At 74.4% G+C, this 14,537-nt stretch carries 11 protein-coding genes and 3 tRNA genes; 9 read left to right on the forward strand and 5 right to left on the reverse strand.

The features are described from left to right. Positions 1–114: 114 nt before the first annotated feature. Positions 115–432 (reverse strand): hypothetical protein, encoded by a 318-nt coding sequence (locus AC1Z4A_RS16220; protein ID WP_483679599.1) that lies wholly within the window; start codon positions 430–432, stop codon positions 115–117. Between the two features lie 526 nt (positions 433–958). Between AC1Z4A_RS16220 and AC1Z4A_RS16225 the strand changes: the two genes are divergently transcribed. Next, complete coding sequence (locus AC1Z4A_RS16225) at positions 959–1,654, forward strand: GGDEF domain-containing protein (protein ID WP_483679601.1); 696 nt, start codon at positions 959–961, stop codon at positions 1,652–1,654. A gap of 71 nt (positions 1,655–1,725) precedes the next feature. Here the strand turns inward: AC1Z4A_RS16225 and AC1Z4A_RS16230 are convergent, their stop codons facing one another. Beyond that, complete coding sequence (locus AC1Z4A_RS16230) at positions 1,726–3,378, reverse strand: long-chain fatty acid--CoA ligase (RefSeq protein ID WP_483679602.1); 1,653 nt, start codon at positions 3,376–3,378, stop codon at positions 1,726–1,728. 150 nt (positions 3,379–3,528) lie between these two features. Here AC1Z4A_RS16230 and AC1Z4A_RS16235 point away from each other — a divergent pair, with 150 nt between their 5' ends. After that, on the forward strand, positions 3,529–3,738 hold the full coding sequence (locus AC1Z4A_RS16235) for a hypothetical protein (RefSeq protein ID WP_483679603.1): 210 nt from the start codon (positions 3,529–3,531) through the stop codon (positions 3,736–3,738). Next, positions 3,735–4,052: a type II toxin-antitoxin system PemK/MazF family toxin gene (locus tag AC1Z4A_RS16240; protein WP_483679604.1), complete on the forward strand. Its 318-nt coding sequence runs from the start codon at positions 3,735–3,737 to the stop codon at positions 4,050–4,052. The genes AC1Z4A_RS16235 and AC1Z4A_RS16240 overlap by 4 nt, the downstream gene beginning before the upstream one ends. An 11-nt stretch (positions 4,053–4,063) precedes the next feature. Here the strand turns inward: AC1Z4A_RS16240 and AC1Z4A_RS16245 are convergent, their stop codons facing one another. Further along, complete coding sequence (locus AC1Z4A_RS16245; RefSeq protein ID WP_483679605.1) at positions 4,064–5,320, reverse strand: MFS transporter; 1,257 nt, start codon at positions 5,318–5,320, stop codon at positions 4,064–4,066. 140 nt (positions 5,321–5,460) lie between these two features. On the opposite strand from AC1Z4A_RS16245, the gene AC1Z4A_RS16250 reads away from it, so the two are divergent. Continuing rightward, complete coding sequence (locus AC1Z4A_RS16250) at positions 5,461–6,045, forward strand: TetR/AcrR family transcriptional regulator (protein WP_483679607.1); 585 nt, start codon at positions 5,461–5,463, stop codon at positions 6,043–6,045. Between the two features lie 42 nt (positions 6,046–6,087). Here the strand turns inward: AC1Z4A_RS16250 and AC1Z4A_RS16255 are convergent, their stop codons facing one another. Together AC1Z4A_RS16255 and AC1Z4A_RS16260 are read right to left on the reverse strand one after the other, a co-directional pair. Beyond that, complete coding sequence (locus AC1Z4A_RS16255) at positions 6,088–10,548, reverse strand: response regulator (RefSeq protein ID WP_483679608.1); 4,461 nt, start codon at positions 10,546–10,548, stop codon at positions 6,088–6,090. 225 nt (positions 10,549–10,773) lie between these two features. Continuing rightward, a complete protein-coding gene (locus AC1Z4A_RS16260; RefSeq protein ID WP_483679610.1) occupies positions 10,774–11,247 on the reverse strand; it encodes an SSI family serine proteinase inhibitor in 474 nt (157 codons plus the stop codon). A gap of 241 nt (positions 11,248–11,488) precedes the next feature. On the opposite strand from AC1Z4A_RS16260, the gene AC1Z4A_RS16265 reads away from it, so the two are divergent. The 5 genes from AC1Z4A_RS16265 to AC1Z4A_RS16285 all read left to right on the forward strand — a co-directional run bounded on the left by AC1Z4A_RS16265 (position 11,489) and on the right by AC1Z4A_RS16285 (position 14,412). After that, positions 11,489–11,579: transfer RNA gene (locus AC1Z4A_RS16265), tRNA-Ser, on the forward strand. 149 nt (positions 11,580–11,728) lie between these two features. Next, positions 11,729–11,801: transfer RNA gene (locus tag AC1Z4A_RS16270), tRNA-Arg, on the forward strand. 47 nt (positions 11,802–11,848) lie between these two features. Next, a tRNA-Met gene (locus tag AC1Z4A_RS16275) sits at positions 11,849–11,922 on the forward strand. A 142-nt stretch (positions 11,923–12,064) separates the two neighbouring features. After that, positions 12,065–12,838, forward strand: coding sequence for a response regulator transcription factor (locus AC1Z4A_RS16280; RefSeq protein ID WP_483679611.1), 774 nt, complete (start codon positions 12,065–12,067; stop codon positions 12,836–12,838). Next, positions 12,835–14,412 carry a HAMP domain-containing sensor histidine kinase gene (locus AC1Z4A_RS16285; protein ID WP_483679613.1) on the forward strand — a complete coding sequence of 526 codons (1,578 nt, stop codon included), beginning with the start codon at positions 12,835–12,837 and terminating at the stop codon, positions 14,410–14,412. Before AC1Z4A_RS16280 ends, AC1Z4A_RS16285 begins: the two co-directional genes overlap by 4 nt. The last annotated feature ends 125 nt before the right edge of the window (positions 14,413–14,537 follow it).

Consider the following 14,537-nt stretch of genomic DNA (forward strand, 5'->3'; position numbering starts at 1 on the left):
CGCGGAAACGCCGCGCGGCGGCACCGGAGTGCCGCCGCGCGGTTCGTACTGACCCAGTCCACTCTCACCACGTCACCGGGGTGAGCCCCTGGAACAGAGGGCCCACCCGGGGGCTCACCAGAGGTTGGTGAACGTGATCTTCACGTTCTCCTGCTGGATCAAGGTTCGGTCGTGATCGCGGCCGTTGACGCTCGCGGTATTGGACTGGTTCGTGGCGCCGGTGCCGGTTGCCTGTTGCAGGGTCGTGGTGGAGTTGCCGTGGTTGCTCCCACCGACGCCGCTGCCCACGATTCCGGCCGCGGCGACGTTCGAACCGCGGTTGGCCAGCTGACCGCCGTCGTCCGCCTGGGCCACGCCGGCGAACATCAGGGCCATCAGCGGCAGGGCCGCGACGGCGGCGAGAATGCGGGCGGCAGTGCGGGTGCTTGCCATGTCGATCTTCCTCCAGAAGGAACTAACTACCGGTCGTTGCCAGGAGGTTGGCCGACCGCCCCGGCGCTTCGTTTCGACGTCGCGACTCCAGATTGCCCACCGAATCTCCACCGAACCCCCGGTCTGTCCTCATTCCCTCGCAAGCATGATCTTCCCGGAATAAACCCCTGCCCTCACCCCAAATTCACGAAGCGCCCGTACCACTCCACACTCCTCACCCGACGGGCTCGCGCGCCCCATGCGGCGAATCGTTTCGGCGCCGTATCGGCCGAACTCCCCGGATCGCACGTGACATCCGCTATATCCGCGGTTTTCCGGGCCCGTCCCGGCTCCCGGCCGCCGGAAACGGGGGACGTCCTTGCTTGACGGCCCGATCCGGCCGCCGGGCCCCGCCGGCCCGCCCCCGGCGGCGTCCGGCGGTGTGCGATCGGGCCGCCGCTCCGCCGCGGGCGGCCGTCCCGCACTCAAGGGCGGCCCCGCGGGCGCGGGCGACCCTGTGCTCCACGACGATCCAGGAAGGTGCCCGATGAACCTCATACTCCAGGCTCTGCCCGTCGCCGCTCCGACCGTCGGCTGGGCCACGCATGCCTGCTACCTGCTCCGGCGGGTCCGGGCGGCCCGGAAGGACCCGCTCACGGGCCTGATGCGGCGCGAGGAGTTCACCAGCCGGGCGCCGCGCGCCGTCCGGCACCCGCACGCGGCCGTCCTGCTGCTGGACCTCAACGGCTTCAAGCAGATCAACGACACCCACGGGCACGCGGTGGGCGACCAGGTCATCGCGGCCGTCGGCGGGCGGCTGGCCGCCTGGTGCCGGGAGCGCAGCGGGTTCGCCGCACGGCTGGGCGGCGACGAGTTCACCGCCGTGGTCCGGCTCGCGCCGGACGCGGATCCGGACGCCGAGATGACCTACCTCTCGGCCAGGCTCTCGGCGCCGCTCGGCACGGGCCGGGTGACCCTGTCCCCGCGGGCCTCCATCGGCCTGTGCCACACGGGTTGGCGGCCCGGCGCGGCCCTCTCGGAGCTGCTGCGCGCCGCGGACGAGGCCATGTACGCGGCGAAGCGCGGCGGCGACCACTGGCGGCCGGCGGCCGGGACCGCCGGCTTCCGCCGCCCGGCCGGTGCGTGTCGGCCCGACGTCCGCCGCGCCGACGCGCGCCGGGCCGGGCGGCCGGGCGCGCACCTGACGCTGCTCCCGCCCGCGCGGCGGCGAGCGGTGTCGTGATGCGCCGGCCGGGCAGGGACGTCTGTCCGACGTGCTGACGTTCTGTCACGCTGCGCCGGGCGGCTTTCCGCTCAGCGCAGCGTGGTCACCACCAGCTCGCCCTCCGCGTACTGCCTGCGCAGCACCTTCTTGTCGAACTTCCCGACTGAGGTCTTCGGCACCGCCGGGACCACCGTCCAGCGCTCCGGCAGCTGCCAGCGGGCGATGCGCTCGCCCAGGAAGGCGCGCAGCCCCTCGTAGTCGACCGCCGAGCCGTCCCTCAGCACCACGGCCGCCAGCGGCCGTTCGCCCCACTTCTCGTCCGGCACGGCCACCACGGCGGCCTCCGCGACCTCGGGGTGGGCCATCAGGTGGTTCTCCAGCTCGACCGAGGAGATCCACTCGCCGCCCGACTTGATGACGTCCTTGGCCCGGTCGGTGAGGTTGAGGAAGCCGTCCGGGGTGATGGTGCCGACGTCGCCGGTGCGCAGCCAGCCGTCCTCGCTGAACTTGTCCTCGGGGCGGTGCGGTTCGCCCTGCGCGCCGCCGTGGTAGGCCGCGGCGATCCACGGGCCGCGCACCTCCAGCTCGCCGGCCGACTCGCCGTCCCACGGCAGGAGGTCACCGCCGGGGCCGACCAGCCGGGCCTCCACCGAGGCGGGCAGCCGCCCCTGCGTGACGCGGTACGCCCATGCCTCCTCCGGGCTCAGCCCGGGCGGCGGGAAGGCCACCGTGCCCAGCGGCGAGGTCTCGGTCATGCCCCACGCCTGGACGAGCGTCATGCCGTGCCGTTCCTCGAACGCCTTCATCAGGGAGGGCGGGCAGGCCGAGCCGCCGCTGATCACGGTCCGCAGCGAGGACATGTCCCGGGGCCTGGCGTCCAGTTCGGCCAGCAGCCCCTGCCAGATGGTCGGGACGCCCGCGGAGACGGTGGGCCGCTCGGCGACGATCATGTCCGCGAGGGGAGCGGGCTGGAGGAACCGGTCGGGCATCAGCAGCGACGCCCCCGCCATGAACGCGGCGTGGGGCAGGCCCCAGGCGTTCACGTGGAACATGGGCACAACGGGCAGGCAGACCTCGCCCGGGATCAGCCCGAAGGAGGCCGCCGCGTTGACCTCCATCGCGTGCAGGTAGATCGAACGGTGGCTGTAGACCACGCCCTTGGGGTCGCCGGTCGTCCCGGAGGTGTAGCAGAGCGCGGCGGCACGGCGCTCGTCCAGTTCCGGCCAGTCGTAGTGGCCGGCCGGGTGGCCCGCGAGCAGCTCCTCGTACGCGTGCACCTGCGGGCGGCAGCCGGCCAGCGCGGACAGGTCGCCCGGGCCCGACACGACGACGTGCTCGACGCTGTCGAGGTGCGGGAGCAGCGGCGCGAGCAGCGGCAGCAGCGAGCCGTTGACGATGACGACGCGGTCGGCGGCGTGCCCGACGATCCAGGCGAGCTGCTCAGGGGGGAGCCGGAGGTTGAGGGTGTGCAGCACGGCGCCCATGGAGGGGACGGCGAGGTACGCCTCCAGGTGGTCGCCGTTGTTCCACATGAGCGTTCCGACGGGCTCGCCCTCGCGCACGCCGAGGCCGCGTAGCGCGTGGGCGAGCTGCGTGGCGCGTCCGCCGACCTCGGCGAAGGTGCGCCGCTCTGGCTCACCTTCGCCCGTCCAGGTCGTGACCTGCGCCCTGGCGTGGACTCTCGACCCGTGGGCCAAGATCCGCGAAACGGTCAGCGGTACGTCCTGCATCGTGCTCTGCACCGGGGGCCTCCCCAATCTGCGCGTCATTACGCGAGGCTCGTTCCCGGCGATTCTGCTGGGGTATCCGTCGGTAAGTCACTACCCGGAAGAGATGAGTCCGTGCGACGAAGTGGGTGGTACGGGCGTCATGACATCGGTAGGGTCGATGGCATGACGCCACCCAGGGTGAAGCTCAGTATCACGCTGCCGCCCGATCTGGCCGAGCGGGCCAAGGCGGCGAGCCAGGGGAACCTCTCCGAGTTCCTCTCCAAGGCCGTGGAGGAGAAGCTGCTCAGCGACGCGATGCGCGAATACCACCGGCTGCGACAGTCCGACGGTTTTGACGACGTGCTCGAAGCCGCCGAGGAGGATGCCGCGTGAGGGACATCGAGCGCGGCCAGGTGTGGCGCATCCCCACGGTCGGGCGTGAGCGCACGGTCCTCGTCCTCGAGAACTCCGCCGTCATCCGACTGCACCCCGGCGGCATCGTGTGCGCCCTGGTCAGCGAGTTGGCCGATGCCCTGGACACGCTGGTCACGGTGCCGATCAGCGAGCCGCTCGCCGGCGTGGTCATGGCGCCCGACATCTCCCAGTTCCGCCCCAACCGGTTCGAGGACGGCAAGTACCTGGGCGAGTTGAGCCCGGCCGACATGGAGCGCGTGGCCACGGCAGTCAGGGCCGTGCTGGACCTGTAGCCCAGGGGGTGTTACCCCCGCCCCGTCCGACCCACCAGCAGCCCCCCGAACCAGCCCACCGCCACGCACGCCGCCGCGATCGCGCAGACGCCCTGCCAGCCCCAGTGGGCGAAGGCCGGGGCGGCCAGGGCCGAGGCGGTTGCGCCGCCGATGAAGGCGGAGACCACGTAAGTGGTGTTGGCAGCCGCGGGCTTGGGCGTCGCGGCCAGGGCGCGGGTCTGGTTGGCGACCTGGCCGGCCATGAGGCCCGCGTGGATCAGCACCGCCGCCGTGCACAGCGCCCACAGGGAGTGCCCGCCCAGCAGGAAGAGCGGCAGGGACGCCGCGGTGAGGACGTACGTGATCAGGGCCGTGCGCTGGGGGCCGAAGCGGTCGATGATGCGGCCGGAGACCGGGGCGGTGGCGGTGGAGACGAGGCCGAACAGGCCGAACAGGCCCGCCGTGCCGGGCGAGAGGTGGTACGGGCTCGGGGCCGTGAGCAGCAGGGTGAGCGTCGTCCACAGCGCGCTCCAGGCGCCCATCAGGCCCGCCTGGCGCAGGCACACCGCGCGCAGCTCGGCGGAGGAGGCGAACAGGCCGGGCAGGCCGGCGATGGCCTTGAGGGGGTTGGCGGCGGTGCGCGGGCGGGTCTCCGCCGGGAGCAGCGCGGCCGTCACCAGGCCGACGGCGACGGTCAGCGCCGCTGCGCCGTAGAAGACGGCGCGCCAGCCGAAGGCCTGGCCCGCGATCCCGCCGAGCACCCGTGCCGCGACGATGCCCGTGAACAGCCCGGCGACCACGGCCGCCACGTGCTGCGCCCGCCGGTCCGCGGGTGCGCGCTCGGCGACCAGCGGGACGAGCAGCTGCGGGACGACCGTGGCGGCGCAGGCCACCAGGACGGCCGCGGCCAGGGCGGGCAGGCCCGGCGCGAGCGCGGCCGCCACGAGCGCGACGCCGGCCACGGCGGAGAGGCCGCCCACGAGCTTGCGGCGGTCCGCGGTGTCGCCGAGCGGGGCGAAGACGAGCAGGCCGACGGCGTAGCCGAGCTGGGACACGGAGGCGATCCAGCCCGCGCCGGAGGGCGGGACGCCGAAGCTGCGGGCGATCAGGCCGAGGAGCGGGGCGGCCAGATAGATGTTCGCGGCGGTCACCGCCGTGCACAGGGCGATGACGGAGAGCAGGACGGCGGGCCGGGGTCCGGGGTGCGCGGCCGGGGCCGGGGGCGGGGCCTCCCCCTGTGCCTTCGCGGCCTCTGGCGTGCGTATGGACGACGGTGCGGTGCCGGTCATGCGGTGGGGTCCCCCTGGTCTGTCGGTCTGCGTCTGCTGACGAATGCATGTGCTGACGAACGTGCAACCAACCGGTTGGTTGAGAAATTTCGCAAACCTCGGCCCGCGCTGTCAACCGAATAGTTGGTTACTCTGTGCACATGGCAGCAGTAAGGGACCCCGAAGCCACCAAGGCCCGCATCTTCGCGGCGGCCACCGCCGAGTTCGCCGCACACGGCATCGCGGGCGCCCGCATCGACCGCATCGCCCGCGAGGCCAGGGCGAACAAGCAGTTGATCTACGCCTACTTCGGCAACAAGGCGGAACTCTTCTCCCAGGTCCTGGAGAAGCGCCTGACGGAGCTGGCCGTCGCGATCCCGGTCGACGCCGAGGACCCCGACGGCTGGATCGACCGCCTCATGGACTACCACTGCGCCAACCCGGATCTGGTCCGGTTGGTCTTCTGGGAGGGCCTGGAGTACGGGACGGGCGGCATCCCGCACGAGGAGGAGCGCCGGAGCCACTACGCGCGCAAGGCCGCCGCCTTCACCGAGGCGCAGGAGAAGGGGGTCATCAGCTCCGACATCCCCGCCCAGGACCTGCTCTTCCTGATGATCGCGCTGGCGTCCTGGCCCACGGTCCAGCCGCAGCTGCGCCGTGTGCTGGTCGGCGACACGGACGAGGACGTGGCGCGCCTCCACGAGTCCGTCCGCACGGCGGCGCGCCGCCTCACCGGCCGGGCCTGACGCCGGGCCCGGCGCCGGTCCTGTCGCCAGGCCTGACGCCCGTCAGTTCGTGCCGATCTTCGCCAGCAGGTCCACGATCCGCCCCTGGACCTCCTCGCTCGTCGACCGCTCCGCGAGGAACAGCACCGTCTCGCCGGAGGCCAGCCGCGGCAGCTGCGCCGGGTCGATGTCCGCGGACGTGTAGACGACCAGCGGCGTCCGGCTCAGCGTGCCGTTGCCGCGCAGCCAGTCCACGATGCCCGCGCGCCGGCGCCGCACCTGCATGAGGTCCATGACCACCAGGTTCGGGCTGGTCTGCGCGGCCAGCGTGACCGCTTCCGAGTCCGTCGCCCCGCACACCACGTGCATGCCGCGCCGCTCCAGCGTCGCGGTCAGCGCGTTGGCGATCGGCTCGTGCTCCTCGATCAGCAGCACGCGGGGCGGGTGCATCTCGCTGTCGCGCGGCGCGAGCGCCTTGAGCAGCACGGCGGGGTCGGCCCCGTACGCGGCCTCCCGCGTCGCGTGCCCCAGACCGGCCGTGACCAGCACCGGCACCCCGGCCGAGACGGCGGCCTCGCGCAGCGACTGGAGCGCGGCGCGGGTGATCGGACCGGTCAGCGGGTCGACGAACAGCGCGGCCGGGTAGGCGGCGGTCTGCGCGTCCACCTCCTCGCGCGAGTGCACGATCACCGGGCGGTAGCCGCGCTCGGTCAGCGCCTGCTCGGTGGCCGGGTCCGGGGCCGGCCAGACGAGCAGCCTGCGCGGGTTGTCCAGCGGCTCCGGCGGCAACTCGTCGTCCATCGGCGGGCGTACGGACTCCACGACCTCGACCGCGCCGTTCGGCCCGTCGAGCGGCTCGGGCCCCTCGGCGCCCTCGTCCGGGGTCCGCGTCGTGAAGGCGCGTCCCTCGGGGGCGCCGAGCGGATGCGGGCGCGCGGCGCCGGGGGCGGGCGGGGCGGGCGGGACCCGATCGCCGTTCAGCTGGGCGTGCGCCTGGACCTGGGCCTGCGCCTGGGCCTCCCGCTCGCCCTCGGCGGGGTTGGCCAGCTTCCGGCGGCGGCCCGAACCGGCGGACGGCGTCCCGGCGGCCGGGGTGTCGCCCGCACCGGGGCCCTGACCGAGCGTGCGCACGCTGATCGGCCGCGCGGTGACGGCGGCCGCGGGCGCGTCGCCCGGCTGCTGTGCCGCCGCGCCCGGCTCCTCCGCGAGCGCGCGCCGCGCCCGGCGCCGGCCGGTGGGCGCGGGCGCCGCTCCGGCGGCGGCCGGGTCGGAAGCCGGGTCGAGGACGGCCGGGCCGGAAGCGGAGGCGGAAGCGGAACCTTCGGCGCGGGGTGCTTCGAAGGCGTACGGGCCCGGGGCGCCCTGCGGCGCCTTCGGCGCGGTGGCGGCCGGTCCGGATCCGGGCGCATCGCCCTGGGCCGGAGCGGGGCCCGGCTGCGGGGAGGCGGTTCCGTCCGGGTGCCCCGCGCTCTCGGCCCGGGGTGCGGGGCGCCGTGCCCCCGGGGCCTCGGGGCCGCCCTGCGGGGGTACGGCGTGGCCGTGCCCGGGAGCCTGCGGCACCGGGATGGCGGCGGGGGCCGGTGACGCACCGTTCTCCGGGGCGTCGGGCTTGCGGTCCGCGTCCGCCGGAGGCAGCGCGAACGCCGTGCGCGCGACCGGGGGTTCGGTCGTCGACTGGCCCGGGATCCGGGACTCCGGCGCCGCTTCCACGAGGGCACGCCGCGCCCGGCGCCCGGTCGGGGCAGGCTCCGTCCCGGGCGTCCGGTCGGCGTCCGCCGGGGGCAGCGCAAATGCGGTGCGCGGCGCCCCGGACCCGTCCGGCTCCGCCCCCGAGGCGGAACCGGAATCCGAACCGGAACCCGGAGGGGAAGCGGAGGAGGAAGCTGCGGCGGCCGCCTCGCGGCGCGCCCGGCGGCCCGTCGGAGCGCCGGTCGCCTGCGGCGGTACGAGCCCGGCGCCGGAGACGTTGGCCACGGCCTCGGCGGACTCCTCCTCCAGGCGGGCGGGGCCGCGCCGCCGGCCGGTCGGCCGGTGCTCGGTGCTCTGCTCGTCGGAGGCGACGGGCGCCTCGGCCCGGCGCGCCCGGCGGCCCGTGCCCTGCGGCCGGTCCGGCCCGTCGCCGTCCGCAGCCGGGTACGGGGACGCGGGCGCGGAGGGCGACGGGGCGGGCGCCCCGCCCTCCGGGCCCCGGCCCGCGGCGGCCCGGCCCTGCGCACCCGGCGCACCAGCCCCGGCCATCACCGGCACATGCGGCACTCCGGCATCCGGCGCACCAGGCTCATCGGCTCCCGGGCCACCGGCACCCGGCGCTGCCTGCCGGCCGGCGCCCGGCACACCCCGGCCACCGGCAACCCGGCCGTCGGCCTCCTGCACATCCGCCGCCCCGGCACCCGGGCCATTCGGGCCGCGGCCGTCGGTCTGTCCGTGTGCACCCGGCACACCGGCACCGGAAATCCCCGGTGTACCCGGCATACCTGCGCCCCGGCTGTCGCCGCCCGGTGCACCCGGCATGCCGGTACCCCGGCCTTCGGCCTGGCCACGCGCACCCGGCACTCCGGCCCCGTGCGCACCCGGCATATAAGGCATTTCGGTGTCCGGCGCGCCGGGCCCGTCGGTTCCCGGGCCGCCGGGACCCGGCATCCCCGGTACGCCCGGCACACCGGCGCTCCGGCTGTCGCTGCCCTGCGCCCCGGCACGGGGCATCCCCGGCGCACCCGGCGCCCCGGCACCCCGGCCGTCGCCCGGCACGCCCGGCACGCCGGGCCCAGGCATCCCCGGTGCCCCCGGCATGCCGTCGCCCGCCGGGCCCGGCCCGCCGGCGCCCCGGCCGTCGCCGCCCGGCACACCCGCCACATGCCCACGCGCCGTGCCCTGCTGCCCCCCGAGGGAAGCATCGCCGCCGGTACCCGCGCCGGCGTTCCCGGCGCCGCTCGCACCCTGCGCGGCCGCGCCGCCCCGCGGTGCGTCCGGGTTCGTCCCCCGGCCGCGCTGCGCGGGCATCGGCATGACGGTCGTCAGGTTCTCGGTGTCCGGGCCGCGCCGTTCCGCCGAGGCCGGCACCGGGCCCGCCTCCGCGGACACCGGGACCTCCAGGACGTACGCCTTGCCGCCCGCCGCGCCCGGCACGTCGTGCGTCTGGAGCACGCCGCCGTGGCGCCGGACGATGCCCCGGACCAGGGGGCCGTGGACGGGGTCGCCGCCCGGGTACGGGCCGCGCACCTCGATGCGCACGACCTCGCCGCGCTGTGCCGCGGCCACCACGATCGTCGAGTCCCCGGAAACGGAACCGGAAGCGGGGGCATTGCCGGTCGAGTCGACCCCGGCCACGTCCGCGATCAGATGCGCCAGCGCCAGCGCGAACCGCTCCGCGTCCACCTCGGCCTCGATGGCCGGCGCGTGCACGGCGAACTGGGCCCGGCCGGGCCCGATCAGCTCGACGGCGCCCTCGACGCCCGCCGCGACGACCTCGTCCAGCGCGGACTTCTCCCGCGTGAGCTTGTCCTGTCCGGAGTCCAGCCGCTGGTAGGCGAGGACATTGCCGACCAGCGTGCTCATCCGGGTGTATCCGGCGGCGAGGTGGTGGAGGATCTGGTTGGCCTCGGGCCAGAGCTGCCCGGCCGGGTCGTCGGCCAGGGTGCCCAGCTCGGCGCGGAGTTGGTCCAGCGGGCCGCGCAGCGAGCTGTCCAGCAGCTCCATCAGCTGGGTGTGGCGCGCGGCCAGGGCGTCGTAGGGCCGCCGGTCGGTGAAGGTCATCACCGCGCCGACCAGCTGGTCCCCGTCCCGCACCGGCGCGGTCGTCAGGTCGACCGGCACCGCGCGGCCGTCCTTGGCCCACAGCACCTGGCCGCGCACCCGGTGCTTGCGGCCGGAGCGCAGCGTGTCGGCGATCGGCGACTCCTCGTACGGGAACGGGGTGCCGTCCGCGCGCGAGTGGTGGATCAGCGGGTGCAGCTCGCGCCCGCCGAGGTCGCTGGCGCGGTAGCCGAGGATCTGCGCCGCGGAGGGGTTGACGAGGACGACCTTGCCGGCGGTGTCCACGCCGACGACGCCCTCCGCCGCCGCGCGCAGGATCATCTCGGTCTGGCGCTGGGAGCGGGCGAGCTCGGCCTCGGTGTCCAGGGTGCCGGTCAGGTCGCGGACGACGAGCATCAGCAGCTCGTCGTCGTAGGAGGCGCTCGGCTCGGCGAACGGCGTGCGGCCGTCGAGGTTGGCGCTGGTGACCTCGACCGGGAACTGGGCGCCGTCCGTGCGCCGGGCGATCATCCGGGTGGGGCGGGTGCGCCCGCTGTCCGGATCGTCGCGCGGCGGCCGGAGCCCGCCGGGGATGCGCCGGGAGTCGAACTCCGGCAGCAGGTCGAGCAGCCCGCGGCCGACGAGACCGGTGCCGGGCGCCTCGAAGGCCTCCAGGGCGATGTGGTTGGCGTTGACCACGGTGCCGTTGCAGTTCACCAGCAACAGGGCATCGGGAAGGGCGTCGAGTATGGCTGCGAGGCGAGCAGCGCCTCGGGATGGCCTGCTGCTCACGACGACGCTTCCTCCCTGGTTACCGCAATCTTGCCGACCGCTCCGGGCGGGTCCGTACCGCCCCTGGGCGAGTCATTGAGGGGAAGTCTAAGGGCTGCCGTGACGGGCGCGACGGCGGATGACGGGTGGGCCGGGGCTTGCCACCGGGCCCCTCCGGGGCGTCTCGGGCAGGCCGGACATGCCCCTCGTGTCCGCCATCGGCGGAACCTTCGGGACGCCTCCGGCTCAGCTCTTCGGCAATTCCTTCGACGGCTCCTTCGGCGAGCTTTTCGAGTCGCCGAGCAGGCTGGAGAACTTGTTCCAACGGGCGACCTCGCATCCGTTCGTCCGCTGGAAGTCGGCGTTCACCGGGCGTCCCGCCCAGCTGCCGGTGACGTGGGCGCGCTCCGGGCCGCCGTAGATCATGGTGCACATCTGGTCCTTGGGCACGGGCGCGAAGAGGTCCCTGCCCCACTGCGTCTGCCGGTCGAGCTGGTCGCAGGCCTGCTGGGGGTGCGGGTGGGTGCCGCCGGCCGGATGGCAGTACAGCTCGTAGGTGCGGCCGTGTCTGCCGCTGTCGGTGACGGTGACCGTGAGGTGGTCGCCGTGGGACGGCTCGCCCAGCGGGATCGGGGCGGCCGAGGCGGCGGGGACGGCGAGGAACGCCGGGGCGGCGAGTGTGGCCAGGGCGGCAGCGAGGGCGAGGCGGCGGAGGGGCATGCGGGGGCTCCTGGGGCGAGAGTGGTTCGTGCGGTGCGGGGGCGGGCCCGCCGGACCGGCGCCGGACACACGGCCGAGTGCCCCTCATGCGGACTAACGCGCCCGGACGCCCCGCGTTGCGCGCCGCGAACGCCTTTGCCCAGGACACCGCGGGCCCGGTACCGTAGGGGTGCGATTGGTGGACAGCCGCAAGACTGTGTCATCATCTGCAACGCAACACTCGCGCCCGCGTGGGTGTGCTGGAGGCGTCGCCTAGTCCGGTCTATGGCGCCGCACTGCTAATGCGGTTTGGGCCTTAAAGCCCATCGAGGGTTCAAATCCCTCCGCCTCCGCAGCCGGGCCCCGGTCGTCCTCGTGACGGCCGGGGTTTTTGCGTTTTCGCAGGTCAGGCGGGGTCGAGGCAATGGATTTCGTCTGGCGGCGAGCTTCATGTAATGTTGTTCCCGCAACGCCGACCGGCGCGAAAACGCCGGGAAGCCAAGCGCTCGTAGCTTAACGGATAGAGCACTTGACTACGGATCAAGAGGTTGCAGGTTCGAATCCTGCCGAGCGCACAGCCGAGTGATCGGCCCTGAATCCCAGGGTTGATTGTCTCGACCGTCGCGGGGTGGAGCAGCTCGGTAGCTCGCTGGGCTCATAACCCAGAGGTCGCAGGTTCAAATCCTGTCCCCGCTACTGTGACCACAGGCCCGGTACTTCGGTACCGGGCCTGTGGCGTTTCTCGAGGGGGCTGCGGCCCTGGAGCCCGGGCCGTTTCTCAGACGATTCACAGAATTCCGAAAGGGCCCTCTCACCCGGCGCCGCCACCATGGGCACCATGACCATCGCCCCGCCCACCGGGCGCACCCAGCTGCTGCGCGAGGACGGCAGTGCCGTCCGCGTTCTGGTCGTCGACGACGAGGCACCGCTCGCCGACCTGCTCTCCCTGGCCCTGCGCTACGAGGGCTGGGAGGTGCGGTCCGCCGCCGACGGCGCCGAAGCGGTCCGTACCGCCCGGGACTTCCGGCCCGACGCGGTCCTCCTGGACATGATGCTCCCGGACATGGACGGCCTCTCCGTCCTGGGCCGGCTGCGCCACGAACAGCCCGACGTCCCGGTGCTGTTCCTCACCGCGAAGGACTCCGTGGAGGACCGCATCGCGGGCCTCACGGCCGGTGGCGACGACTACGTCACCAAGCCGTTCAGCCTCGAGGAGGTCGTCGCCCGGCTGCGCGGGCTGCTGCGCAGGTCGCGGGCGGCGGTGCCGCGCGCCGAGTCCGTGCTGACCGTGGGGGATCTGGTCCTGGACGAGGACAGTCACGAGGTCTCCCGGGGCGGCACCGAGATCCACCTCACCGCCACCGAGTTCGAGCTGCTGCGCTTCCTGATGCGCAATCCGCGCCGCGTGCTCAGCAAGCCGCAGATCCTCGACCGCGTGTGGTCGTACGACTTCGGGGGCCAGGCCAACGTCGTCGAGCTGTACATCTCCTACCTCCGCCGGAAGATCGACGCCGGGCGGCTGCCGATGATCCACACCCGGCGTGGCGTCGGCTACCTCATCAAGCCCGCCGTCGCCCCCGTCGCCTCAGCCGCTCCCGTCGCCTCCGCGTGACGCCCCGGACCCGGCGCTTCCGCCGCCCCCGGTCGCTGCGCACGCGGCTGGCCGTCTCGACCGTCGCCCTCGTCGCCATCGTGTGCGCCGTGATCGGCACGGTGACCACCATCGTGCTGCGCAGCTATCTCTACGGGCAGCTCGACACCCAGCTGCGCGACGTGGCGATGCGGGTGGCGGGGCCGCCGGGGCACTCCGGCGGGGACCGGCTGCGCTTCGTCAAGGGGCCCGGGCGGCCCATCGGCACCGTCGGCGCCCTCCTCGGCCGGGACGGCCGGGTGCTCGAGTCGGCGGTCAGCGCCTCCTGGGACCCGGGCCGCGCCGAGGACTCCGTGGTGGCGCTCACCCCGGGGCAGGCCGCCGCGCTCGGCCGGGTGCCGCGGGACGGCGGCCCGCACGACGTCGCCCTGCCCGGGCGGGGGCACTACCGCGCCACGTATGTGCCCGCCGCCCCCGACGGCACCGGCTATCTCGTCGCCATCCCCACCACCGCCGTGCGGGAGACGCTGGACACCCTGATCCTGGTCGAGGTCTGCGTCAGCGCCACCGGGCTGGTCGCCGCCGGGCTCGCGGCCGGTGCCATCACCAAGATCGCCCTGCGCCCGCTGCGGCGGGTGGCGGCGACGGCCACCCGCGTCTCGCAACTGCCCCTGCACAGCGGTGAGGTGGCCCTGCACGAGCGCGTACCGGAAGCGGAAGCGGACCCTCGTACCGAGGTCGGTCAGGTGGGTGCGGCGCTCAACCGGATGCTGGGGCACGTCGGTTCGGCGCTGGCGGCGCGGCAGGAGAGCGAGACGCGGGTGCGCCAGTTCGTCGCCGATGCCAGTCATGAACTGCGCACTCCGCTCGCCTCCATCCGCGGTTACGCCGAACTCACCCGGCGCGGCGCGGAGGAGTCCGGTCCCGCCACCCGGCACGCCCTCGGGCGCATCGAGTCCGAGGCGCGCCGGATGACCGGTCTGGTGGAGGACCTGCTGCTGCTCGCCCGTCTCGACAACGGCCGCCCCCTGGACCGGGAGGAGCTGGACCTCTCCCCGCTCGTCATCGACGCCGTCAGCGACGCGCGTGCGGCCGGGCCCGGGCACAAGTGGCGGCTGGACCTGCCGGACGAGCCCGTCTCCGTGCCGGGGGACGCGGCCCGGCTCCACCAGGTGCTGGTCAACCTCTTGGCCAACGCCCGTACGCATACGCCGGTGGGGACGACGGTGACGGCGAGGGTACGGGTGGCGCCGGGGGCTTTGGGGCACGGCGGGTCCGTGGTCCTCGAGGTCGAGGACGACGGGCCCGGGATTCCGGCCGAGCTGCTTCCGCATGTGTTCGAGCGGTTTGCGCGGGGGGATGTGGCGCGGGCGCGGACGGTGGGCGGCGGTACGGGGTTGGGGTTGGCGATTGTGCGGGCCGTTGTTGCGGCGCACGGTGGGGAGGTGACGGTGGTGAGTGTGCCGGGACGGACCGTTTTTGCGGTGCGGCTGCCGGTTCGGCACCGCCGGGATGCGGCGTCCGGGCCGGTCGCCGTTGTGGCGGGGAAGATCCCCCAATCCCTCCCCCAGAGGGGGCACCCCCACGTCCCGTAACCGGGGGCTCTGCCCCCGGACCCCCGAGGGTGGATGGGGCGGGCAAGCCCTGGCCCCGGGGCGCGGGGTGAGGCCGGGTAAGTCGCCTGCTCCGTGCCGTACTCACAGCCTGTCCACAGGACAGC

Source organism: Streptomyces sp. 17_S59 (genome assembly GCF_056930295.1).